The 23,541-nt window shown below is 58.2% G+C and carries 26 protein-coding genes; 16 read left to right on the top strand and 10 right to left on the bottom strand.

The annotated features are described in order from the left end of the window. The first annotated feature begins 119 nt into the window (after positions 1-119). Positions 120-1,004 (top strand): acyl-CoA thioesterase II, encoded by an 885-nt coding sequence (locus MHM86_RS09705; protein ID WP_239198472.1) that lies wholly within the window; start codon positions 120-122, stop codon positions 1,002-1,004. 17 nt (positions 1,005-1,021) lie between these two features. Here MHM86_RS09705 and MHM86_RS09700 read toward each other — a convergent pair whose 3' ends face one another. The 4 genes from MHM86_RS09700 to MHM86_RS09685 all read right to left on the bottom strand — a co-directional run bounded on the left by MHM86_RS09700 (position 1,022) and on the right by MHM86_RS09685 (position 3,325). Continuing rightward, a complete protein-coding gene (locus MHM86_RS09700; protein WP_239198469.1) occupies positions 1,022-1,603 on the bottom strand; it encodes a DUF1285 domain-containing protein in 582 nt (193 codons plus the stop codon). Positions 1,604-1,707: 104 nt separating this feature from the next. Continuing rightward, entirely contained in the window at positions 1,708-2,085 is a 378-nt protein-coding gene (locus MHM86_RS09695; protein ID WP_239198466.1) for a hypothetical protein, read from the bottom strand. Positions 2,086-2,143: 58 nt separating this feature from the next. Further along, a complete protein-coding gene (locus tag MHM86_RS09690) occupies positions 2,144-2,905 on the bottom strand; it encodes a DUF599 domain-containing protein (protein ID WP_239198463.1) in 762 nt (253 codons plus the stop codon). A 9-nt stretch (positions 2,906-2,914) separates the two neighbouring features. Then, on the bottom strand, positions 2,915-3,325 hold the full coding sequence (locus tag MHM86_RS09685) for a CopD family protein (protein ID WP_239198460.1): 411 nt from the start codon (positions 3,323-3,325) through the stop codon (positions 2,915-2,917). A 121-nt stretch (positions 3,326-3,446) separates the two neighbouring features. Here MHM86_RS09685 and MHM86_RS09680 point away from each other — a divergent pair, with 121 nt between their 5' ends. The 5 genes from MHM86_RS09680 to MHM86_RS09660 all read left to right on the top strand — a co-directional run bounded on the left by MHM86_RS09680 (position 3,447) and on the right by MHM86_RS09660 (position 8,918). Then, positions 3,447-4,886: an FAD-linked oxidase C-terminal domain-containing protein gene (locus tag MHM86_RS09680; protein ID WP_239198457.1), complete on the top strand. Its 1,440-nt coding sequence runs from the start codon at positions 3,447-3,449 to the stop codon at positions 4,884-4,886. A gap of 35 nt (positions 4,887-4,921) precedes the next feature. Beyond that, the gene (locus tag MHM86_RS09675; RefSeq protein ID WP_239198454.1) at positions 4,922-6,043 is read left to right on the top strand and encodes an FAD-binding protein; all 1,122 of its coding nucleotides are present in this window, start codon (positions 4,922-4,924) and stop codon (positions 6,041-6,043) included. A 3-nt stretch (positions 6,044-6,046) separates the two neighbouring features. Then, a complete protein-coding gene (glcF, locus tag MHM86_RS09670; RefSeq protein WP_239198451.1) occupies positions 6,047-7,372 on the top strand; it encodes a glycolate oxidase subunit GlcF in 1,326 nt (441 codons plus the stop codon). 88 nt (positions 7,373-7,460) lie between these two features. Continuing rightward, positions 7,461-8,291 (top strand): serine protease, encoded by an 831-nt coding sequence (locus MHM86_RS09665; protein ID WP_239198448.1) that lies wholly within the window; start codon positions 7,461-7,463, stop codon positions 8,289-8,291. 156 nt (positions 8,292-8,447) lie between these two features. Then, positions 8,448-8,918: an Hsp20 family protein gene (locus tag MHM86_RS09660; protein WP_239198445.1), complete on the top strand. Its 471-nt coding sequence runs from the start codon at positions 8,448-8,450 to the stop codon at positions 8,916-8,918. A gap of 263 nt (positions 8,919-9,181) precedes the next feature. Here the strand turns inward: MHM86_RS09660 and MHM86_RS09655 are convergent, their stop codons facing one another. Then, a complete protein-coding gene (locus tag MHM86_RS09655) occupies positions 9,182-11,353 on the bottom strand; it encodes an esterase-like activity of phytase family protein (RefSeq protein ID WP_239198442.1) in 2,172 nt (723 codons plus the stop codon). A 167-nt stretch (positions 11,354-11,520) separates the two neighbouring features. Here MHM86_RS09655 and MHM86_RS09650 point away from each other — a divergent pair, with 167 nt between their 5' ends. The 3 genes from MHM86_RS09650 (at position 11,521) to rpe (ending at position 14,572) form a co-directional block, all read left to right on the top strand. Next, entirely contained in the window at positions 11,521-12,735 is a 1,215-nt protein-coding gene (locus tag MHM86_RS09650; RefSeq protein WP_239198439.1) for a PLP-dependent aminotransferase family protein, read from the top strand. 141 nt (positions 12,736-12,876) lie between these two features. Next, positions 12,877-13,839: a class 1 fructose-bisphosphatase gene (locus tag MHM86_RS09645; RefSeq protein ID WP_239198436.1), complete on the top strand. Its 963-nt coding sequence runs from the start codon at positions 12,877-12,879 to the stop codon at positions 13,837-13,839. A gap of 49 nt (positions 13,840-13,888) precedes the next feature. Then, entirely contained in the window at positions 13,889-14,572 is a 684-nt protein-coding gene (gene rpe, locus MHM86_RS09640; RefSeq protein WP_239198433.1) for a ribulose-phosphate 3-epimerase, read from the top strand. 66 nt (positions 14,573-14,638) lie between these two features. Here the strand turns inward: rpe and MHM86_RS09635 are convergent, their stop codons facing one another. The 5 genes from MHM86_RS09635 to MHM86_RS09615 form a co-directional block, all read right to left on the bottom strand. Further along, the gene (locus MHM86_RS09635; protein WP_239198666.1) at positions 14,639-15,262 is read right to left on the bottom strand and encodes a trimeric intracellular cation channel family protein; all 624 of its coding nucleotides are present in this window, start codon (positions 15,260-15,262) and stop codon (positions 14,639-14,641) included. A 16-nt stretch (positions 15,263-15,278) separates the two neighbouring features. Continuing rightward, positions 15,279-15,731 (bottom strand): ribonuclease HI, encoded by a 453-nt coding sequence (gene rnhA, locus MHM86_RS09630; RefSeq protein WP_239198430.1) that lies wholly within the window; start codon positions 15,729-15,731, stop codon positions 15,279-15,281. Between the two features lie 31 nt (positions 15,732-15,762). Beyond that, the gene (locus MHM86_RS09625) at positions 15,763-16,209 is read right to left on the bottom strand and encodes a DUF3429 domain-containing protein (protein ID WP_239198427.1); all 447 of its coding nucleotides are present in this window, start codon (positions 16,207-16,209) and stop codon (positions 15,763-15,765) included. An 88-nt stretch (positions 16,210-16,297) separates the two neighbouring features. Continuing rightward, positions 16,298-16,906 (bottom strand): trans-aconitate 2-methyltransferase, encoded by a 609-nt coding sequence (locus tag MHM86_RS09620; protein ID WP_239198424.1) that lies wholly within the window; start codon positions 16,904-16,906, stop codon positions 16,298-16,300. A gap of 161 nt (positions 16,907-17,067) precedes the next feature. Further along, positions 17,068-17,637 (bottom strand): NYN domain-containing protein, encoded by a 570-nt coding sequence (locus MHM86_RS09615; protein ID WP_239198421.1) that lies wholly within the window; start codon positions 17,635-17,637, stop codon positions 17,068-17,070. 134 nt (positions 17,638-17,771) lie between these two features. Between MHM86_RS09615 and folK the strand changes: the two genes are divergently transcribed. The 7 genes from folK (at position 17,772) to acpS (ending at position 23,475) form a co-directional block, all read left to right on the top strand. After that, positions 17,772-18,338 carry a 2-amino-4-hydroxy-6-hydroxymethyldihydropteridine diphosphokinase gene (gene folK / locus MHM86_RS09610; protein ID WP_239198418.1) on the top strand — a complete coding sequence of 189 codons (567 nt, stop codon included), beginning with the start codon at positions 17,772-17,774 and terminating at the stop codon, positions 18,336-18,338. Between the two features lie 73 nt (positions 18,339-18,411). After that, a complete protein-coding gene (gene rpoZ, locus MHM86_RS09605; protein WP_239198415.1) occupies positions 18,412-18,768 on the top strand; it encodes a DNA-directed RNA polymerase subunit omega in 357 nt (118 codons plus the stop codon). A 30-nt stretch (positions 18,769-18,798) separates the two neighbouring features. Then, positions 18,799-20,934, top strand: a complete 2,136-nt coding sequence (locus tag MHM86_RS09600; RefSeq protein WP_239198412.1) for a bifunctional (p)ppGpp synthetase/guanosine-3',5'-bis(diphosphate) 3'-pyrophosphohydrolase — start codon at positions 18,799-18,801, stop codon at positions 20,932-20,934. Positions 20,935-20,948: 14 nt separating this feature from the next. Continuing rightward, positions 20,949-21,629, top strand: coding sequence for a DUF2062 domain-containing protein (locus MHM86_RS09595; RefSeq protein WP_239198409.1), 681 nt, complete (start codon positions 20,949-20,951; stop codon positions 21,627-21,629). Positions 21,630-21,665: 36 nt separating this feature from the next. Beyond that, entirely contained in the window at positions 21,666-22,433 is a 768-nt protein-coding gene (locus tag MHM86_RS09590) for a pyridoxine 5'-phosphate synthase (protein WP_239198406.1), read from the top strand. Continuing rightward, a complete protein-coding gene (locus tag MHM86_RS09585) occupies positions 22,430-23,059 on the top strand; it encodes a LysE family translocator (RefSeq protein WP_239198403.1) in 630 nt (209 codons plus the stop codon). The genes MHM86_RS09590 and MHM86_RS09585 overlap by 4 nt, the downstream gene beginning before the upstream one ends. Before the next feature lie 2 nt (positions 23,060-23,061). Beyond that, positions 23,062-23,475, top strand: coding sequence for a holo-ACP synthase (gene acpS, locus MHM86_RS09580; RefSeq protein WP_239198400.1), 414 nt, complete (start codon positions 23,062-23,064; stop codon positions 23,473-23,475). Positions 23,476-23,541 lie beyond the last annotated feature (66 nt).

Genomic DNA, 23,541 nt, shown 5'->3' with positions numbered 1-23,541 from the left:
CTACGAAAGGGCGCCCTAAGCAGGGCGCCCTTTTTGCTTGGGATCTACGGATTTCTGCGGTCTTGCGTCAGGGGGGTAAATCCACTCAAATCAGGCGCTCAACAGTCAGAGGCACGAAGATGAGCACCGAACGACCCGATATTTCCCGTTGGCTGCACGACCTGTTGCAGGTCGAGGCGGTGGAAGACAACTTCTTTCGCGGCATGGCCACCCCGCAGGGACGCGGACGCAGTTTTGGCGGGCAGGTGATCGGGCAGGCGCTGAAATCTGCGATCAAGACTGTGGGAGACGATCGCCCCGTGCATTCGCTGCATGCCTATTTCATGCGCCCCGGCGACGCGACCAAGCCTGTTCTTTATCGCGTGGAGCGGGACCGCGATGGGCGCAGTTTTGCCACGCGTCGGGTGATTGCGGTGCAGTCGGGTAAGCCGATCCTGAACCTTGCGGCGTCTTTCCATGTGCGCGAAGAGGGCTATTCCCAGCAGATCACAATGCCGGATGTCCCCGGTCCCGAAGGGCTGGAAAATGAGACGGAACTGGGCGCGCGTTTTGCAGATCAGATCCCCGAAAGCTATTGTCAGTGGTTGAAAGCGCCAAAGCCGGTGGAGATGCGGGCCGTTGGCCTGCGTGCGCCGTTTTCACGGGAGCCGCGTGATCCGGTGCAATATGTCTGGATGCGGTCGCGCGGCGATCTGGGGGCGAACCCGTCGATGCACCGCGCGGCACTGGCCTATGCATCCGATTTCAATCTGTTGGGCACGGCTGTGTTGCCGTGGGCGAAGGCCTTTGCCGATCCTGATATGCAGTTTGCCAGCCTCGACCATGCGGTCTGGTTTCATCAGGATTTCGAGTTCGGTGACTGGCATCTTTATGCGATGGACGCCCCTTGGACCGGTGGTGCACGAGGTTTGAACCGCGGGCAGATCTTTAGCCGCGATGGTCGCCTTGTGGCCAGCACTGCGCAAGAAGGCTTGGTGCGTCCCGTAACGCCCAGAGAGTCGTGAAGCGAAAGATGGGGGACTTAGCCCTCCAACTCTGCTGAGGGGATGAGGGGGAAAAACGCGCCGCCGGACCACAGGCCAAACCAACTGACCCCGTCCTGTTCCTGATGCGCGCCGATCTCTACCAGTCGGTAGAAGCTTTTGCGGTCAATCAATGCCTCTAGGTTGGTACGTACCAGCACATAGGGCGATGGTTCGCCAGTTTCGCAATCGCGTATCACACGGATCGGCGCATCGGGGCCTGCTGTGGTTTCGTCGCCAAGGTTGGTGGAAAAATGCAGCGTCTGGCCGTTGCCTTCGCCTTTCACGGTGAAATCGACGGCCACAAAAGGGGCGTCATCGACGGTGATGCCGACCTTTTCCACCGGTGTGACAAGGAAATATTTGTCATCATCCTTGCGAAGGATGGTGGAGAACAGCCGCACCAATTCTGGCCGCCCGATCGGCGTTCCAAGGTAAAACCAGGTGCCGTCGCGGGCAATCCGCATGTCCAGATCGCCGCAAAAGTCAGGGTTCCACAGGTGGACAGGGGGCAGGCCTTTGCCGTTCTGGGCGGCTTTGGCTGCTTTGGCGATTCCGTCGGCGGAAGGGATCTGTTGCATCGCGGTCCTCATTCTTACTGTCAGCAATTATACCACAGATAAGATAGGGTCGGGCGGCAATATTGACCATCATTGATGCAAATTAACTGATGCGGAGTCGGTGGTTAGTGCTTTAGCTCCACTGCGACGGTGTTGCTTTTCCAGCCGCCTTTGGAACAGCTGGCGCGTACATAGACCACGCGAGTGCCGTCCGGCACCATCACCGAGCTGAGCGACCGGGTGAAAGGTTGTTCCTCCACATGGGGGTGGGCCAGTTTGCGTAGCCCCAGCCGATTGCCGTCCTGATCCAGAACCTCCCACGCGTCGGCGTAGTGATCCCAGCCGGTATCGTTGTGTTTAATCGTCACATCGAACCGCCAGCCCATGCCGGATTTTTGTGTTTCAACTGCCAGGACTTCCGGGGCATCGGCGAAGGCAGCGGTGCCAATAAAGGTTGCACAAGCGAGAGAAAAAATTGTGGAGCGCAGGATAAGACGTGTCATGTTTGCACTTATAGCATCGCACCTTTGGGTGCAGGGTCACGATGCTGTGTGAACTGTTTCACTGTTCGCGGCGGTTATCCGCGCTGTGCTCCATTCCGTCGGTGGCCGCCAGAATGACGGCCCGCGACCGTGATGCAAAATCGCGTCGCCATAGCACGCCGAAGGTTACAAGAGTGGCGACGATCAACGCGAGTGGCCCGATCATCCATGCGGTTGTCGCCAGTGCGAAATAGATGGACCGCAGACCTTGATTGTAGCTGCGGGTGCCGGTGATGTTGATCTCGGCCGCTTTCAGGGCGCGGGGTATGGCATCTGGGTTATTCTCGTCATTCGGGACAGCCCCCATCATCACCGCACAGTAGCCGAACAGGCGGTGGGACCAGACAAATTTAAGGAATGCATTGGTGAGGAAGAACAGAACCACCAAGAGCTTGGCTTCAAAGACGATGCGGGGATCGTTGTTGATAGACAGGTCGCTGGCGACGTCGATCAACTGATCGACATTGCCCACCGCTGCCAGTGCTGCCCCGATGGCGATCATCGCGGCAGAGGCAAAGAAAGACGTGCCCTGTCGCAGGGTCGTCAGAGTCTGGGCGTCAAAAATGCGCGGGTTGCGATAGACCATCTGACGCATCCATTCGCGTCGGTACTCCGCCATTAAGAGTGCCACAGAGGGGCGCGATTTCGGCGGGTTCTGGATCAACCAGCCGATCAATAGCCATGCAAAAAACAGGCACAGCAACGCCACCAGATCCATCCGGTCAAACAGCGCGGCAATGTCATGCAGGGACATCGGCAGGTCGATCATATTGTCCAGCATGTGCAGCCCTCAGAATGGTTTGGTGACGACGACCCACAGGATGGCGATGACGCCAAAAACGCTGACTTCATTAAAGATACGCAGGAACATTTCACTCTCGGCAAACTGGCCACGCCGTGCGGCGATCACCATTTTACCGGTCCAGATATAATGCCCCGTAAGGGCAGAGACGAGTCCCAGTTTCAGCCAGACCCAAGTGGCAAAATCCCATTGCCAGCCCAGCCAAAGCCCAGTGATTAACGCGATCACGCCTAACCCGGCAGAGAATCGATAGAGGCGGATTGTCAGATCTCCGAGCGGGCCAAATTCGCCTAATCGATCATATTCGCGCCGCCAGTAGATCAGCGCACGGGGTACGGCAAAGATGCTGGTCATCCAGCCCATGACGCACAAGATGTGTATGATTTTAACCCATTGCATGTGCTCCTTCTGCCTGTTTTGGCCGCGCATGTACAAGTGTCGCCACGGCACTTCGGCAAAAAGTTTTTGCTGAAGGGGTTTTTTTGGTTATATAAGTTTACCAATTCAAGGGAGGTGTCACATGGAAATGCCAAAACCCAACCCAGATATATTGGCTCTTAAGCCGCTATTGGTCAAAAAATTACAAGAGGTTTTGCCCCATGACGCGGTGATCCACGAAGAAGTGGAAACCCGCGCCTATGAGTGTGATGCACTGACTGCTTACCGCTGCCCACCGCTGGCCGCCGTTTTGCCACGCAACACCGAAGAGGTCGCAGCGGTGCTGACAATCTGCCATGACATGGGGGTGCCGGTGGTGCCGCGCGGGGCGGGAACCTCACTGGCCGGCGGAGCGCTGCCCACTGCGGATTCGGTCATTCTGGGTGTCGCCCGTATGAGCGAGGTGCTGGAAACCGATTACGACAACCGTTTCGTCCGCGTGCAGACGGGACGCACCAATCTCAGTGTGTCCGGCGCGGTTGAGGAAGAAGATTTTTTCTATGCGCCTGACCCCTCATCGCAGCTTGCTTGTGCGATTTCCGGCAACATTGCGATGAATTCTGGTGGGGCGCACTGCCTGAAATATGGCGTCACGACCAACAACCTCTTGGGCGTAACAATGGTGCAGATGGATGGCACTGTGGTTGAGATTGGCGGCGCGCATCTTGATGCGGGCGGTCTTGACCTGCTGGGCGTGATTTGCGGATCCGAGGGGCAATTGGGTGTAGTGACAGAAGCGACCCTGCGTATTCTGCGCAAGCCTGAGGGCGCACGCCCTGTGCTGATGGGGTTTGACAGTAATGAGGTTGCCGGCGAATGCGTCAGCGACATCATTAAGGCAGGGGTTCTGCCGGTTGCGATTGAATTTATGGACCGCCCTTGTATCCGCGCGACCGAAGCCTTCGCCGGTGCGGGCTACCCTGATTGCGAGGCATTGCTGATCGTTGAGGTCGAAGGCAGCGATGCCGAGATTGACGAACAGCTTGAAAAGATCCTCGCTATTGCGAAATCGCACAATCCAGTAGAACTGCGCGAAAGCAACAGCGCCGATGAAAGCGCACGCATCTGGCTGGGCCGCAAATCGGCCTTTGGCGCGATGGGGCAGATCAACGACTACATGTGTCTGGATGGCACCATTCCGGTGAACCAACTGCCCTACGTCCTGCGCCGCATCGGTGAGATGAGTAAGGAATATGGGCTGGGCGTCGGCAACGTATTCCACGCCGGTGACGGCAACATGCACCCGTTGATCCTGTTCAACGCGAACAAACCCGGTGATCTGGAAAAATGCGAAGCTTTTGGCGCCGATATCCTGAAACTCTGTGTCGAGGTGGGCGGTTGCCTGACTGGTGAACACGGTGTGGGCATCGAGAAACGCGACCTGATGGTCGATCAGTTCGCGCCTGAGGATATGGAGGCGCAGATGGCGGTCAAAGACGTCTTTGATCCCAAGTGGCTGCTGAACCCAGCCAAGGTCTTCCCGCTGGCGACCAGCGCACCCCGCCGCATCGCGGCTGAGTGATTGCGCCCTAGTTCAGATATATGAAAGCTGGAAATATGAGACCTGAGACAGAGGCCGAACTGGCCGATATAATAAAGGGCGCCGATGCCCCCTTGTCCATTCGCGGCGGCAACACCCGTGGTATGGCGCCCGCTGGCGCGGTGCTGGAAACTGGTGGTTTGTCGGGGGTGGAGATTTATGAACCCGGCGCGCTGACGCTGGTGGTAAAGGCCGGCACGCCGGTGGCTGAGGTTGAGGCGCTGCTGGCCTCCGAAGGGCAGCGGTTGCCGTTTGAACCGATGGACCACCGCGCGCTGTTGGGCACCGCTGGGGTGCCGACGATCGGCGGCGTTGCAGCGGCCAACATCTCGGGTCCGCGCCGCGTGCAGGCTGGGGCCTGCCGTGACTATATGCTTGGTGTGCGGTTTGTGGATGGCAACGGCGTGGTGCTGAAAAACGGCGGTCGCGTGATGAAGAACGTGACCGGCTACGATCTGGTGAAACTGCTGGCTGGCTCCTACGGCACGTTGGGTGTGCTGAGCGAGATCAGCTTCAAGGTGCTGCCTAAGCCAGAGGCGGCGGCGACCGTGTTGATCAACGGGTTGGATGATGCGACGGCGGTGCAGGCGATGTCTGCCGCGCTGGGATCGCCCTACGATGTGACGGGGGCTGCCCATGCCCCTGTGGGTGTTGATGGCACGCCGGTCACTATGGTGCGCATCGAAGGTTTCGCTGGTGCGGTGGCCTATCGCTCTGAACAGTTGAAAACCCAGCTGGGCAAGTTTGGCGACGTCAGCGTTGAAACCGACGCGGATAAACTGGCCGCAGGGTGGAAATGGATCCGCGACGTCGAAGGTTTCGCGACCCAAGAAGGCGACGTTTGGCGCATTTCGGTGAAACCATCGGATGGCCCGCGCGTGGCGGCGGCGCTGAACGCACGCGGTGTAATGTATGACTGGGGCGGTGGCCTCGTCTGGGCGCTGACCGATCCGGGTCAGGACATTCGGCCCTTACTGGCAGGTATCAGTGGCCATGCCACGCTGGTGCGCGCAGGCGATGAGACCAAGGCGCAGATTGCCATGCTGCACCCCGAACGCGCCCCTGTTGCGGCGCTTACTGCGAGTATTCGCCAGAAATACGATCCGCGCGGGATCCTGAACACCGGGCTGATGGGGTAAGACATGCAGACAACATTTACCGAGGAGCAGCTGAAAGATCCGGGCATCGAACGAGCGAACGAAATCCTGCGCGCCTGTGTGCACTGTGGGTTCTGTACCGCGACCTGCCCGACCTATCAGGTTCTAGGCGATGAACTGGACAGCCCTCGTGGCCGGATCTATCAAATTAAGGACATGCTGGAAAACGAACGTGTGCCGGATGAAAAGACGGTGAAACACGTGGACCGCTGCCTGAGCTGTCTTGCCTGTATGACCACCTGCCCGTCGGGGGTGCACTACATGCACCTCGTTGATCACGCGCGGGAATATATCGAAGATAACTACAAACGCCCTTTCACCGACCGCGCGTTGCGCTGGGTTCTGGCGCAGATCCTGCCATATCCTATGCGCTTCCGTCTGGCGCTGATGGGGGCCAAGATTGGCCGGCCTCTGGCCCGCTTGATGCCCGATGCGCGTTTGCGTGCGATGCTGGAAATGGCGCCGAAACATATCCCACCGGTCAGCCGCAATGATGACCCTCAGACCTTTGCGTCCGAACAACCACGTAAAATGCGTGTGGCACTTATGACCGGGTGCGCCCAAAAGGCGTTGAACACAGATATCAACGATGCAACCATCCGTCTGCTGAAGCGTATGGGCTGTGACGTAGTGATCCCCGAAGGCGCGGGTTGCTGTGGTGCGCTGACCCACCATATGGGGAAAACCAAAGACAGCCATGATGCGGCGGCCAAGAACATCCACTCTTGGATCCGCGAGATGGATGGCGAAGGTCTGGATGCGATCGTGATCAACACTTCTGGCTGTGGAACCACGGTGAAGGACTACGGCCATATGTTTCGCAACGACGCGCTGGCGGCAGATGCGGCGCGTGTGTCCACTATCGCGATGGATGTGTCTGAGGTGTTGATGAAGCTGGGGCTGCCCGAAGGCGAGGACAAGGAATTGACCATCGCTTACCACGCGGCCTGTTCGCTGCAGCACGGCCAGAAGATCAAGACCTATCCGAAGGATTTGCTGAAAAAGGCAGGTTTTACCGTGGTGGAACCAGCAGACAGTCATCTGTGCTGTGGGTCGGCTGGTACCTATAACCTGATGCAACCCGAAATCTCTGGTCAGCTAAAACAGCGCAAGGTACGGACGTTGGAGGCAAAGAACCCTGATATCATCGCTGCGGGCAATATCGGCTGCATGATGCAGATCGGATCCGCTACTGAGGTGCCGATTGTGCACACGGTAGAGCTGCTGGATTGGGCCAATGGTGGCCCGAAACCACCAGCGCTGGACGCGGGCCGCGGACCCCGCGAACAGGCGGTGCCGATCCTGCGTTAAGCCGTGAATACGGTCCGAAATGGGGCGTCTTGGCGCCCCATTTTCGCCCAAAGCAGCGATTACACAGAGCCTGACGAAAGGATTCTGTATGCTGCGCTTTATTGTTTTGGCCCTTGGCCTAGCTGTCTTCCTCCCCCTCACGGCGCCCAAAACTGCGGCGCAGGACAGCCGTTTGAGGCGTTTGGATACAGGCGAGCAAAGCAAGGGCTGGGAAGCGGTCGGGCGCTTGGATCTGGCTGGACGTGGGTTTTGTACCGGCGCGCTCATCGCGCCGGATCTGGTGCTGACAGCTGCGCATTGTCTGTTTGACAGCAAAGACGGATCTCGCTTCAATTCCGCTGACATTGAATTTCAGGCCGGTCTGCGCAATGGCCGCGCCGAAGCCTACCGTCAGGTACGTCGCGTTGTGATGCACCCGTCTTACCGTTTTGATGGTCCGATCACCGCCGAGCGTGTGCGCAATGATCTGGCGTTGCTGCAACTGGCCCATCCTATTCGCAATGGATCCATCGAACCCTACCGCGTGATGCGCGATGCCGGGGCAGGGGACCGTGTGGGTGTTGTCTCTTACGCTCATGATCGGGCAGAGGCGCCATCGCTGCAGGATATCTGCGCTGTGAAAGGCCAGCAGCAGGGGGTCTTTATCCTGACCTGCGACGTGGACTTCGGCTCTTCTGGCGCACCGGTCTTTTCCATGAGCGGTGGCGTGCCGCGGATCGTCTCGGTGATCTCGGCCAAGGCCGAGTCCGAGGGAGAGAAGGTTGCATTGGGCAGCCAGTTGGACGCGTCGATCGAATTATTGCGGGCGCAGATGAAATCCGGTGTTGGCGTGGCCCGCCCGGTGGTCAAACGCGGCAATAGTGCTTCGCAGAAAACCCGCGCGGGCACGGGTGCCAAATTTATCTCTGTCGGTGACTGACCTATTGAGTGAAGTCCTGCGCTAACATCGGGTCTTGAAACGTCCAGACCCCCTCCCCACATCTGATGCATCAGGGCGCCAAAGATGGGTCCTGACCACCGCCTGTCCATGATGGAAGGCACCACATATTGGTTTCGCTCAGATGGAGGATACCCCATGCGCTCTTTTGATTTTGCACCCCTTTACCGTGCATCCGTTGGTTTTGACCAAATCGCTGACATGATGGACCGCGTGTTCACAAACGACGCGCCTCAGCCCAGCTACCCCCCCTATAACATCGAAAAGACAGACGATAATGCCTACCGCATTTCCATCGCTGTCGCCGGCTTCTCCGATGCGGACCTGACCGTTGAGGTCAAGGAAAACGCCCTGATCGTCGCCGCCCGCAAAGGTGACGCGGCGGATGAGTCACCGCAATACCTGCACCGTGGTATTGCCACCCGCGCGTTTGAACGTCGCTTTACTTTGGCCGATCACGTGCGTGTCACTGGTGCCAGCCATGTAGACGGCCTGCTGCACATTGACCTGACCCGAGAGGTGCCCGAAGCGTTGAAACCACGCCGGATTGCGATCTCTACCGGTAAGGCGGTTGAAAAAGACGTGCTGGACGCCAAAGCGGTGAACTAGCGCCGCGCGACTATTTCTCTTTCCCCTAGCCGATGCATGCCCGTCGGCCGGAAGGGCAGCGTTTCGGCGCTGCCCTTTTGTTGTCCGGGAGCGGGTTTAAGTGCGGGCTGCCTCCGCCCTCCCCCGGGAGGGGGCATGTTCGATGTCTTATTAAGGTCGGGCGGCATTGCGAAAGCGTCCACCCAGGCCCTAGCGCGCTTCAGTGCCAAAAGAAAAGGGCGCCCGCTGGGGGCACCCTTCGCTTGATCTATGGATCGTTCGGGTCACAGCTGACCGATGGAGAAGAACAGTGTCTCACCCGAATGATCGTCCACGCCGTCGTTGTCGGTCGACACAAACGCCTGACCGTTGGGCAGGATCGCCAGGCCTTCGACTTTGTCCTGAACGTAGCCGTTCAGCTGTTTTAGATCGCCCATTAGGTCACGCACCTCTTCTTTGCTGACCACGGGCAATGCATCACCTAGTGGCGCAGGCACCATATCTGCGGTGGGGATGCGGTAGATCTTTTTGGTCACAGCATCGGCACCGATCTGGTTGTCGCGTTCGATCACATAGACATAGTCGCCATACGCGACGATTTCAGACAGGCCAACCCAGCCTTTAGCAGGCTCTGCTTTGGGGTAGTGCACTGCGCCCCATTCCTTGGTCTTGGTGTTGTAGGCGACCAGCTTGACGTGGTTTTTGGGATCATCTTTCCATTCGCGCTGGACTGCCATCCAAAGGGTGTCACCAACGCGGGTGATGCCCTCAAAGCCGAAGCGCTTTTCAACCGCCATCAGCTCCGCAGGCAGGCCAAACTCCTGTTTGTGGGACTTGATCAGGCCGTCTGCATTGACGTGGTAGATCGCATGCGGGATCGCGCGGTCCGTGCGCCCTTCGGAGGCCAGCCAGAAACCACCCTTGCCATCCAGCGTGATACCTTCCAGATCCAGTTTCTGCGCCGCCTCACCATTGGCACGGTGCACGCGGATCACATCGACGATGCGTGCAGGCGTCTGGCTGGGATCAATCTTGAAGATCGAAGGCTGGAACCCATAGAAGCTATCGTTGACCGCGTAGATCATACCGTCCGCGTCGGCAACCATGCCAGAAATCGCGCCCCAACCGATCAGCTCATCCGCACCGGCGGAGGTGAGCATGGGGTATTGCGCGGGCGCTTCCTGGTATTCGTAGATCATCACGTGGCTGCGCGGGCCGTTGTCTTCGATCAGGTCCTTTTCGTTGGCGGAAATTAGCAGGTTGCGTCCGGGGATCGCAACGTAGCCTTCCGGCCCAACGCCCGAAGGCAGGATCTGGGTCAGCACAGGCGCGGTCGGATTGGTGACGTCATAAACGCCCACGGCTGATCCGCGTTCTGAACCGACGAAGATCATAGGCGTGTCGCCAAAGATGGCGGTTTCGATCGATTCCGGCTCGACGCCTTTGCTGTCAGAACGTTTGTCCGGGTAGTGGCCGATTTGAACCAGCGCATGTTCAAAGGTGACGCCGCTTTCATAAACAACGCTGCCGTCTTTGTTGAACAGGGTCCAGCCGCGCGAACCACCGTCCATGTCGCCTTCGTTGGCAGTGGCGAAGTGGTCATCGTCCAGCCATTTCACGGCGTCCGGTTCGCGGACAACGGCGCTTAGCGAGTCGGTGAACAACAGCGCGCCGCGTTCGTCCTTGGTGTCGATCCCGTTCAGATCCACCGCACCGGCAGAGAAGTGACTGAGGATGCTGCCATCGCGTCCCACGACAACCATGTGATTGTTTTCCTGCAGGGAAATGACAACCTCACCTTTGCTGTTGATGTCAACGAACTCGGGCTCTGGATCGTGACCATCGACTGCGGCCAGGCCGGTCAAGTCGATGGCACGCACGGTGCCACAATCGGCAACGCCGTCTTTGATCTCAACCAGCGACAGGAAACCGGCGGGCAGCTGGCCGGTGCGGCCGTCGCCCAGATCTTCATCGCGTTCGTTTTCAATTGCGATGGCGGCGAAGCTGCCATCTTTGGCAACCGCAACGCTGTCAGGCTGACCGCCCAGATCACAGCGGGCCAGTTCGGCTTTGGCGTTCAGATCAATGACTGACAGGTGCCCCGACGGAGCGGTGTAGCTCTCGGACGTATTAACGCCGACGAAGGCGGTCTGACCAATAATCGCGACCGATGTGGGTTCACCATCCAGTGCGATATTGCCCAAGGGCTGCGGGTTTTTCGGATCACGAATGTCGATCAGGCCCAGTACGCCCAGCGGGCTGTCGGTGTAGGCCAGTGTCATGCCATCAGCGGTGGCGGCTATAATCTCGGCAGAGGTTTCACGCGCACGGTCCTCACCTGTCGCCATGTTCAGCGGCGTGGCGAAAGAGGCAATGCGGTTGAAGTTCTGCTCTGCGGCGGCGTGACTCGCCAGCAGGGCGATCGCCGAGGTCAAGCAGATCGAGCGAAAGGTCATGGGTTTCTCCCTGTGGGTATCTATGCGTTGGACGGTATTGCCATGCCGCTCCTGTGTGACAGGTGGGCGACGCTTTGATGAAGGCTTTGGAAAAATCACGAACTATGTCAGCTATATTGACTTACTGACAGTCAAAGAACATGGTCCACTGAGATGGAGGTCGCCCGATGAAGATGGATTCGTTCTTTGCTACCCGCAATTCCCGCATGAAAGCGTCGGAAATTCGCGAGCTTTTGAAACTATTGGACCAGCCGGATGTGATTTCCTTTGCCGGAGGAATTCCCGATCCGGCGCTGTTTCCGGCGGAAAAGTTCCGTACTGCGATGGCCGATGTCCTATCGGATCAGAACCAGGGGCTGTCGCTGCAATATTCCACCTCCGAAGGGTTTCCGCCGCTGCGGGAATGGTTGGCATGGCGGATGAAACAGCTGGGGGTGCCTTGTGCGGCTGACAATATTCTGATCACATCGGGGTCGCAGCAGGCGCTGGATTATCTGGGCAAGCTGTTCCTGTCGCCCAACGACACCGCGCTGGTGGGCTGGCCCACATACCTTGGCGCGCTGGGTGCGTTTAATGCCTATGAACCCCGGTATGATCGGCTGGACCCGATGGGGAATCGGTCTGCGGCGGAAATGCAGGCTGACGCGGCGGCGGCTGGCGGAAGGGTCAAATTCAGCTATTTGTCGCCCGATTTCGCCAACCCTACCGGCATCACCCTGTCGCTGAAGGAGCGTCAGCAGGTTCTGGCGCATGCCGAGGCGATGGATTGCATGATTATCGAGGATGCGGCCTATCAGTCCCTGCGCTATGAGGGGGAAGAGATCCCGCCGATCCTGTCGTTGGAGCTGGCGGAGAAGGGCGATTTGAACGCGTGCCGCACGATCTATTGCGGGTCGTTTTCCAAAACTCTGTCACCGGGTCTGCGTATCGGTTGGGTTTGCGCGGCGCGGTCTGTGATTGATCAGATGGTACTGTTGAAACAGGCGGGCGATTTGCACACTGCGACGCTCAATCAGATGGCGGTGGCGCATGTGGCGGCAGATGGGTTTGAGGACCACACCCGCCTTCTGTGCGCGCATTACAAGGCGCGGCGTGACCGGATGTTGGCGGCGCTGGACCGTAATATGCCGAAAGGTGTGGAATGGACACGCCCAGAAGGCGGGATGTTTGTCTGGATGACCTTGCCTCAGGGCATAGATGGTGCGGACGTATTGAAAGCTGCGCTGCGCGATGAAAAGGTGGCCTTTGTGCCCGGTGGCGCGTTTTATCCGGGTGAGGACGGGCGCAACACGCTGCGGCTCAACTTCTCTAGCCCGAACCAGGCGCAGATCGACGAAGGCATCGCGCGGTTGGGTCGCGTGCTGCGGGCTGCACTGGGGTGAGTGCAGGGCGGCGTTTCTGCTGTTGCTCGCTTCAGAGCCAAGAAAACGCCGCAAATTTGCGCCAAAAGGGTCGGGAAAACTGGACGGGGCGGCTTTTTCCTGAGATAGCAGCCCCATCTTTCATCAAAAACGGACTCGATCATGACCAGCCCGGCCAACGTCATTTCGCCCGACCTCATTCCTGACGCGCTTTACCCTACCATCAACGCGCTTTGCGCCACCTCCATCGACGTTGCCGCAATCATCGCGCGCGTGGGTCTGGGGCAGTCGCTGGCGGCACAAGTGGGTGAAAACAGCGATGGCGATGGTCAAAAGGCGCTGGATGTTCTGGCTGATGACATGTTTGAGGCCGCCCTGCGTGGTGGTGATGTGCGCTGGTATGCATCGGAAGAGCAGGAAGATGCGCTGCTGACTTCCGAGGGTGGCAAATACGCGCTGGCGATTGATCCGCTGGATGGTTCGTCCAATATCGATGTGAACGTTTCCATCGGCACTATCTTCTCGATTTTCGACACTAAAGCAGGCGCTGAAGAGAGCTTCCTGCGTCCGGCATCGGAACAGATCTGTGGCGGCTATATTCTTTATGGTCCGGCGACCTGTCTGGTTGTGACCTTCGGCAATGGCACCCAGCAGTACGTACTGGATCCGGCGAAGGGTGAGTTTGTACTGGTGGATCAGGCGATGGAGGTCCCCGAAACCTCCAAGGAGTTTGCGATCAACGCGTCGAACTACCGTCACTGGACCAAGCCGGTGCGCACCTACATCGACGAATGTCTGGCTGGCAAAGACGGCCCGCGGGGCATGGATTTCAACATGCGCTGGGTTGGTTCGTTGGTGGCGGAAACCCACCGCATTCTGACCCGTGGCGGCATCTTCCTTTACCCTGGTGATGCACGTCCGGGGTATGAAAACGGACGCCTGCGTATGGTTTACGAATGCGCGCCGATCGCGTTTATCATCGAGCAGGCTCAAGGCCATGCTACCGATGGTGAAACCCCGATTCTGGAACGTCAGGCCGCAACCCTGCATGGCCGTGTGCCGCTGGTCTTCGGTTCTGCCCAGAAGGTGCAGCGTGTGGCCGATCACCACGACCTCAGCGAATAAACTTCCTGCCGGGCCCCCGCCCGGCACCCCTCCCAAAGGAGCACTCACCATGAGTTTCGACCGTTCCCTGAAGATCGCCCCGTCGATCCTGTCAGCCGATTTCGCCAACTTCGGTCAGGAAATCGAAGCCGTCGAGGCGCAGGGCGCCGACTGGATCCACGTGGATGTGATGGACGGGCATTTTGTGCCTAACCTGACCTTCGGTCCGCCGCTGTGTAAGGCGATCCGCAAGCACATCAACACTGTGATGGACGTTCACCTGATGATCGCACCGGTCGATCCGTATATCGATGCGTTTGCTGATGCGGGTGCCGACATCCTGACCGCCCATCTGGAAAGTGGCCCGCATATCCACCGCACCTTGCAGGCCATCCGCGGCGCTGGTTGTAAGGCTGGCCTGGCGCTGAACCCTGCCACTGGTCTGGATGATGTGGAATACCTGCTGGATATGGTTGATCTGGTCTGCATCATGACCGTAAACCCCGGTTTTGGTGGTCAGAAGTTCATTCACAGCCAGATTGAGAAAGTGCGCAAACTTCGCGCGATGATCGGTGATCGCCCGATCCATATCGAGATTGACGGTGGTGTTACCCCGGAAACCGCGCCGCTGGTGGCCGAGGCGGGTGCCGATGTTCTGGTCGCAGGTTCCGCTGTTTTCAAAGGCGGTTCGGTTGGCAACCCTGCACCTTATGGTGACAATATTCGTGCCATCAAGGCGGCGGTTCAGGGCTAAGTCTTGGCAATTGAATTTGAGAGAGGGCTGCATCGCTGATGCGGCCCTTTTTGTTTTGGGCGCGGGCTACTGCCGCGGCGGGAAGCTCTTGTAGACCGGCAAGGCCCAGCCAAAATACAGTGATCCCGCACGCAGCGACCAGGTTACCACACCGCCAGCGATCAACCCCGGCCAGCCCCCAAAGCCCAAGTGTGTTGCAGCCACGGTGGCGCCCGCACCAAGGGCGGCGGCGGTCACATATAGCTCTCCTTGTTTCAGGATCAGTGGTACCTCGTTGCAGACCACATCGCGCATCAAACCGCCGAAGGTGCCGGTTGCCACGCCCATTACCACCACAATTGCCCAGTGACTGCCCAGGTCCAGTGCCACTGCAGCGCCCGCAGGCACTGCAACAGCCAGCGCCAGACTGTCCAGCCATAACAGGGCGCGGTAGCGGCTTTCCAGCCGGTGTGCGGTGAAAAACACCAAAGTGGCTGCGAAAACAGCAACGCCTAGAAACCATGGCGCGCCGATCCAGAACAGCGGGTTGCGGTCCAACAGAACATCGCGCAGCGTGCCGCCGCCCAAAGCGGTGAGGGCCGCGATAAACAGAAACCCGATCAGATCCAGCTGCGCCCGTGATGCCACTAGTGCGCCGGTGAGCGCAAAGATCAGCACCGATGCGGTGTCCAGTAGGACCTGAAGGGTCAACGCTTCTGGCATTGGATCAGTCTTTGAACGGCGCCATGCCGGCGCGGGCCAGTTCATCAGCGCGTTCGTTTTCGGGATGGCCTGCGTGCCCCTTCACCCATTGCCATGTGACGGCGTGACGGCTTTGGGCTGCATCCAGCCTCTGCCACAACTCTACGTTTTTCACTGGCTTTTTGTTGGAGGTTTTCCAGCCGTTACGTTTCCAGCCGAAGATCCATCCAGTAACACCGTTTTTCACATAGGCACTATCGGTCACAACGGTCAGGGTGGATGGACGTTCCAACGCTTCCAAAGCGGAAATCGCTGCCATCAGTTCCATCTGGTTATTGGTGGTTGCGGCCTCGCCGCCTTTCAACTCGCGCTCTTTCAGCACGGTGTCTCCATCCATTGCCCGCAGCAAGACACCCCAGCCGCCAGGGCCGGGATTGCCGGAGCACGCTCCATCGGTATACGCAAAGAGTTCAGCCATGAAGGGGCAGTGCCAGCGGTTGCGCGGGGCGTCAAGGGGTTTGGCCAAGGCCCGTCAGGATCAGTGCCGTCAGAACGATCAAAGTGATCAGCGCGCGCAGCCGCAGCCACCATGGCGGTGCTAGTCCTGCGCTTTGCAGGGCGGCATCAATCGGTACTAGAGCAGCGAACAGCGCGGTCAGGATCCAGTGGCGTGCGATCGGCGACAGGATCACAGCTGTCATGAGGTGATCCGTCAGCAGGAAAAACGCTGCCAAAGCCGGAAGAACACTGAGGCCAAATCCCCAAAGTACCCTATCACCAGATGCAAAACCCCAATGAGTGCCAGCCATGAAACACAGAATCACCAGCCCGTAGGCTGCAGAGAGATCCAGCGCCGCTGCCGGCGTGGGTGCGGCGAAGGCGGCAAAGAGGAAAGGCAGGGTGCCGGTCAGTCCAAGGATCAGCGCTGGTCTGGGAATTGGGGGTGTGGGGGACATTGTGCTGCTCGCTCTGTTATATGTGATAGGGAAGAGCTAGGTCGTTCATCGGGTTTGGCACCATGTGCGTGGACGATTAGATCCAGAGTTATGTGCTGTTGCGTCTGGCGGTGAGAACGACAAATGTATCTTCGCCATCGGGTAGATTATGGCCGTTGCCACAGCGGCTGTGCAGGGTGCGAAACCCCGCCTGTGCCAACATCTGGCGCAGCTCATCCTCTTGATAGTAGGCAAAGAAGCGCCCCAGTTCATCGTATGCCTCACCCGCACCCAGCTTCATCCCAAGGGAAAGGACACCCTCGGGCTGTAAAATTTGGTGGAGGCGATTCAGCGCTGTGGCGAAGCGGGATTTGGGGATGTGTAACAGGCTGAAGTTGGCCCATATCCCGTTATAGGGTAGCGGTGCTGTGAAATCTTCAAACTTGCTGATCTTGACCGATACCCCGTAGGTGGCGGCTGCATAGGCAGCCATTTCAGGATTAGGATCCACTGCGTCTATACAATAGCCATCCCGTTGAAACCGGGCAGCCCAGTGGGCAGGGCCGCATCCCAGATCCAGTATGCGTGCGTCGCCTTTGAGGAGGGCGGTGAAGCGCGCATAGTCTACGTTCTGATCGGTGTTTTTTGCGGGAGCTTTGCCTGCGGCATATCCCGTTGCGATCGCGGTGTAGGCAGAGAGTGTCGAAGGATCAGACATAATGGTCAGTTGGTTAGGAATTGACAGCGGTTAAAATTACAGAGGATCGGGCAAAAGAAAACCGGGGCCATAAGCCCCGGTTTGAAACACCTCCGATATCCGCATTTCCATCCCCAGACGTGCGACATCAGAAAGTGCTGATTGGTCTGCGTTAGCGCGGATTATTCGGCGCTGAAAGCCATTTCGCGGTCTGCTGGCACCTCACGCGGGGGACGGCCGATGACCTCTTTCAGTTCATCCAGTTCAATGAAGTTGTCAGCCTGGCGGCGCAGCTCATCGGCGATCATTGGCGGTTGGCTACGGATGGTCGAGACGACGGACACGCGCACGCCCTGGCGCTGCAGGCTTTCGACCAGCGGGCGGAAGTCGCCATCGCCGGAGAACAGTACGATATGATCGACACGCGGTGCCAGTTCCATGGCATCGACGGTCAGTTCGATATCCATGTTTCCCTTCACCTTACGGCGGCCCTGACTGTCGGTGTATTCCTTGGCCGGTTTGGTGACCATGGTGAACCCATTGTAATTCAGCCAGTCAACGAGGGGCCGAATCGGCGAGTATTCATCGTTTTCGAGCAGCGCCGTGTAGTAGAACGCGCGGAGCAGCTTGCCCCTGCGCATGAACTCTTGACGCAGCAGTTTGTAATCAATGTCAAAGCCTAATGCCTTGGCCGCTGCATACAAGTTCGAACCATCGATGAACAGCGCCAGCCGTTCGTCTTTGTAGAACATTTAAATTTCCTTCCGATTATCCAGCACGCGGGGCGTGAGTGGTTAAAAATATGTCCCGCGTAGCTATTGATAAAAAATAGGGCGTCGTTCTAAGGGTGGCAAGTAAAGCCTCAAGTTCATTAGGATAGGGTAAAATGCTTAAAGAACAGCTAATTCTTGTCGCGTTCGGCGGAAATTTACCGCTTGAAGGCGAAGCGCCCGCGCAATTTATTCCGCGAGCTCTGGAACAGTTGGCTGATTTGGGTTTGCGGATCGAACATACCAGCGCCCTTTATAAAACGCCCTGTTTTCCTGCAGGCGCGGGGCCGGATTACGTTAACGGTGCGTTGTCGTGTTCGGGAAATCTGACGCCGGATCAAGTGCTTGAAGTGCTACATCAGGTTGAATGCGATTTCGGTCGCGCGCGGACATCGCGTTGGGCAGGGCGCACTTTGGATCTGGATTTGATTGCTGTGGGGTCTGCAGTTTGTCCTGATGAATCTACGGTACGCGATTGGCTGGAGCTACCACTGGATACGCAGAAACTGGCCGCGCCGGATCAACTGATTCTCCCACATCCGCGTATTCAGGACCGCGCCTTTGTTCTGGTGCCGTTGCGCGACGTTGCGCCGGACTGGCGCCATCCGTTGCTGGGTAAAACGGTTGCTGAAATGTACAATTCTCTGCCCGCGGAGGCAGTCGCCGAGGTGGTTCCCCTTTGATTATCCCTTGTCAATCCGGCATGGTCGCAGTACAAGCCGCGTTTCTAGCCCTATCCATGATCGGAGTGTCGTAATGGCCCGCGTTACCGTTGAAGATTGCGTAGACAAGGTTCCGAACCGTTTTGAACTGGTGATGCTGGCGTCGCATCGCGCCCGTGAAATCGCTTCCGGTGCGCCGCTGACTGTCGATCGCGACAACGATAAAAACGCTGTGGTGGCCCTGCGTGAGATTGCGGATGAAACCCAATCCGCTGACAGCCTGCGCGAGCGCGTGATTGAAAACAACCAGACCCAGATCGAAGTGGACGAGCCCGAAGAAGATTCGATGGCCCTGCTGATGGGGGGTGGCGAAGCGGACAAGCCGGCAGAGGACGACATGTCCGAAGAGATGCTGCTGCGTCAGCTGATGGAAGCACAAGGCCAGGGCTAAGCCCCAGCTCAGGGTAAGGACGCGGAAGGTATGATTGCGGTTGACGATCTGATCGCACTGGTTCGCAACTATAACCCCAAAACCAATGAAAAATTGCTGCGTGAGGCCTATGATTATGGCCTTGCGATGCATGACGGACAATTCCGTCATTCGGGTGAGCCGTATTTTACTCATCCAATCGCCGTCGCCGCCATTCTGACCGAACAGCGGTTGGACGACGCCACCATCATCACCGCCTTGCTGCATGACACGATCGAGGACACCAAAGCCTCGTATTCCGAAGTGGCCGAACGTTTCGGCACCGATGTGGCGGATCTGGTTGATGGTGTGACCAAGCTGACCAACCTGCAGCTATCGAGTTCCGAGACGAAACAGGCGGAAAACTTCCGCAAACTGTTTATGGCCATGTCCAAGGATCTGCGGGTGATCTTGGTTAAACTGGCTGACCGTCTGCACAACATGCGCACGATCAAGGCGATGCGCCCTGAAAAGCAGGCGCAGAAAGCCCGTGAAACCATGGATATCTTTGCCCCGCTCGCAGGCCGTATGGGCATGCAGTGGATGCGCGAAGAACTGGAGGATCTGGCTTTCAAGGTGCTGAACCCGGACGCTCGCGCCTCGATCATGCGGCGGTTTGTGATGCTGCAGAAGGAAACCGGCGATGTGATTCACCGCATTACCGGTGACATGCGCTCCGAATTCGAAAGCGCAGGTCTTGAGGCGCAGGTCTTTGGCCGGGCCAAGAAGCCCTATTCGATCTGGCGCAAGATGTCAGAGAAGGACGTTGGCTTCTCCCGCCTGTCGGACATCTATGGTTTCCGCGTGATCACGGATAGCGAAGACGATTGTTATCGCGCCCTTGGTCAGATCCACCAGCGCTGGCGCGCGGTGCCGGGCCGGTTCAAGGATTATATCAGCCAGCCGAAATCAAACGGCTATCGGTCGATCCATACCACCGTGTCAGGCCGCGACGGCAAACGGGTGGAGGTGCAGATTCGCACCCGCCAGATGCACGATGTAGCCGAAACCGGTGTTGCGGCGCATTGGTCCTATCGCGACGGTGTCCGTTCGATGAACCCCTTTGCTGTGGATCCGGCGAAATGGCTGGCGGGTCTTACTGAACAGTTTGATGCGGAGGAGGACCATGATGCCTTCCTCGAAGCGGTCAAGCTGGAGATGTATTCCGATAAGGTCTTCTGTTTCACCCCTAAGGGTGAGGTGGTGAAATTGCCCAAAGGCGCGACGCCGTTGGATTTCGCCTATGCGATCCACACCCGCATTGGGAACGCCTGCGTCGGCGCCAAGGTAGACGGCATGCGGGTGCCCTTGTGGACGCGAGTGAAAAACGGCCAGTCGATCATCATTATTACGGCTGAGGGTCAGATTCCGCAGGCTACTTGGCTGGACATCGCTATCACCGGCAAGGCGAAATCCGCCATCCGGCGCGCGCTGCGCGAGATCGACAAAGAGCGGTTTGGTAAGCTGGGCCGGGAACTGGTTCGCTCGGTTTTTGAACATGCGGATAAGAAGCTGACCGATAAGGTTTTGGAAACTGCTGCCCGGAACATGCGGGTGGAGGATGTGGATACGCTACTGGCCCGCCTCGGCAGTGCGGAAATCACCGCCTCTGATGTGCTGCACTCCGTCTATCCAGAACTGAAAGAAACCGAGGTCGACAATATCGAACCCCGCCGCGCGGTGGTTGGCCTGTCACCGGATCAGAGTTTTAATATTGCTAAGTGCTGTCAACCACTGCCTGGCGAACGTATCGTGGGTATCGGGAGTCGTGGCAAGGGTGTGATGGTGCATGCCATCGACTGCGAATCGCTGCAGGCCTATGAGCATCAGATGAACCGCTGGCTGGATCTGCATTGGCACGCGGGCAAACATCCAGCGATCCACCACGCAACGCTGGAATTGACCATTGGCAATGATGCGGGCGTACTGGGGCGTATTTGCACATTGATTGGCCAGTGCAAGGCCAATATTTCGGACCTTGAGTTTGTTGATCGTAAGCCGGACTTTTTCCGGATCAGGATCGATATCGAATTGCGTGATGCCGAGCATCTGCACACCGTCATGTCTGCCGTTGAGGCAGAGAGCGACGTGGCAGAGATTGCCCGGTATCGTGATCCGTCGCGTGCCAATACGGCAAGCGGTGAGTAGGAGGGCGAAACGCCTTGGTTTTTAAGCGCCGGGATAGACGGCCGATCTGGCGGATCGTGTTCGAGTTCTTCTGGCCGCGCGGCGGCTGGGGACGGGCCGCACGTTATGTGAAACACCGCCTGCATCGTCTGCCCGGATCGCCAGAAACAATTGCACGCGGTATATTTGCCGGTGTCTTTACCACTTTCAGCCCCTTCTACGGTCTGCATTTTGTTGTTGCGGCACTGCTGGCAACGATCATGCGCGGCAACGTTCTGGCGGCGCTGCTGGCGACCTTCTTTGGCAATCCTCTGACCTATGTGCCGATTGTTATGACCTCTATGCAGACAGGCTACTGGCTGTTGGGAATGGATAAGGGTGTATCAGGTTTTGGCAGCGATCCCGAAGGCGGCGCAGCCACAGTGGGTCAGCAGTTTCTGGATGCGGGCGAAGCGATCTGGATTAATCTCAAGGCGCTGTTCACGGAGCAGACCATGGATTGGACCGATCTGGCGGTATTTTACGATCAGGTTTTCTATCCCTTCATGATCGGTGGCATTGCGCCTGGCATCGTTGCGGGTGCCATTTGTTATTACGTGTCAGTGCCGGTGATCCGCGCCTATCAGAACCGTCGCAAAGGTGTGCTGAAAGCAAAACTTGAGGCGTTGAAGAAAAAAGCGCACCTGAAGGGCGATGGCAGTTCCAAACCAGATTGAGCCGCACTAGGTTGTGCGGTGACGGGGATGTCTCGAATGAAGGAGAGAAAGGCGATGGAGCCTTTGGGAAAACTGCGCCTTGGCGTGAACATCGACCATGTGGCCACTGTGCGCAACGCGCGCGGCGGGGCCTATCCTGACCCGCTTCGGGCCGCAAAACTGGCAGAGGAAGCAGGTGCCGACGGCATCACCGCGCATTTGCGCGAGGACCGCCGCCATATCTCAGACGCCGATATTGACGGTCTGATGGAGGTGTTGTCGGTGCCGCTGAACTTTGAAATGGCGGCAACGGACGAAATGCAGGCGATTGCCCTGCGTCACAAGCCTCACGCCGTCTGCATCGTCCCCGAAAAGCGCGAAGAGCGCACGACTGAGGGCGGTCTGGAAGTGGCGCGTGAGGAAAATAAGCTGGCCCATTTCATCGCGCCCTTGCGCGATGCGGGCTGTCGCGTGTCGATCTTCATCGCTGCTGACCGCAAACAGATCGAAGCGGCCGCACGCATTGGCGCCGAGGTGATCGAATTGCATACCGGTGCCTATTGCGACCATTTTGCGGAAGGTAATCACGACAAAGCACAAGAAGAGCTGAAGGCGCTGCGCGACATGTCGGCTTATGCGCATTCGCTGGGCCTTGAGGTGCATGCAGGGCACGGGTTGACTTACGACACTGTGAAGCCCGTTGCGGCCTTCCCCGAGGTGATGGAGTTGAATATCGGTCACTTTCTGATTGGCGAAGCGATTTTCCGCGGCATGACCCCCGCGATTGCCGAGATGCGCCGTCTGATGGATGAGGCGCGACCATGATCACAGCTGAATTTGCGGCGATCTGGGTTGCATGGATGTTGTCTGGGGCATCGCCCGGGCCAGCGACCATGGGCATCGCAGGCACTGCAATGTCAGCAGGCCGGCGTTCTGCGCTGGCCTTTGCCGCGGGCATTCTGGCGGGTTCGGCCAGCTGGGGCATTGCGGCGGCGCTGGGACTGTCGGCGGTGATGTTGGCCAATGTCTGGTTGTTTGAGGTGTTGCGCTACGTCGGTGCCGCCTACTTGGGCTGGCTGACGCTGAAGGCGCTGCGCCGGGCGTTGCAGCCCAGCGGGGTCGCCGCCGCTGGTACGCCGTTCTCCGGCAGTGCTCGCACCCTTTTTGCAAAAGGTATGGCCGTTCACTTGACGAACCCCAAGGCAATCCTCAGTTGGGGGTCGATCTACGCGCTGGTTGCGCCCGCAGATGCCACCCCTGCAACGCTGTTTGGTTATTTCGGCCTGCTGTACGGTGGGTCGATCATCATCTTTCCCGGCTATGCCATCCTATTTTCGTCAGACCGCGTGGTGCGGGGCTATCGCCGTGCCAGTCGTTGGTTTGATCTGGCCTTTGCGGGCTTCTTTGGCTTTGCGGGTTACAAAATCCTGACTGCACGGATTGCGAACTGACCATGATCCTTGGCATCGGTACAGACCTTGCGAATATCGACCGAATTGCTGGCACACTGGAGCGTTTCGGCGACCGGTTCCGCAACCGCGTTTTCACCGATCTGGAACAGGCCAAGGCCGAGCGCCGCCGTGATGTTGCGGGGACCTATGCCAAACGCTGGGCCGCGAAAGAGGCCTGTTCCAAGGCTCTGGGGACAGGTTTGGCGATGGGCATCGCATGGAAAGATATGTCGGTCAAAAACCTATCCACCGGCCAGCCGGTGATGGACGTGACGGGCTGGGCACGCGAACGGCTGGATGAAATGACCCCGGCGGGGCATCAGGCGATCATTCATGTGACCCTGACGGATGATCATCCTTGGGCGCAGGCTTTTGTGGTTATTGAGGCGCGGCCGATCGTACAGCCAAAGAGCTGAAAGCGGGCGGTTCACCGCCTGTTGCCTTGACAGCACTGGCGCAACCGCTCATCTACCAAACAACTA

The sequence above is a fragment of the Thalassobius sp. Cn5-15 genome (genome assembly GCF_022347685.1).
Lineage (GTDB): Bacteria > Pseudomonadota > Alphaproteobacteria > Rhodobacterales > Rhodobacteraceae > Thalassobius.
This window is presented reverse-complemented; position numbering and strand designations above follow the sequence as displayed.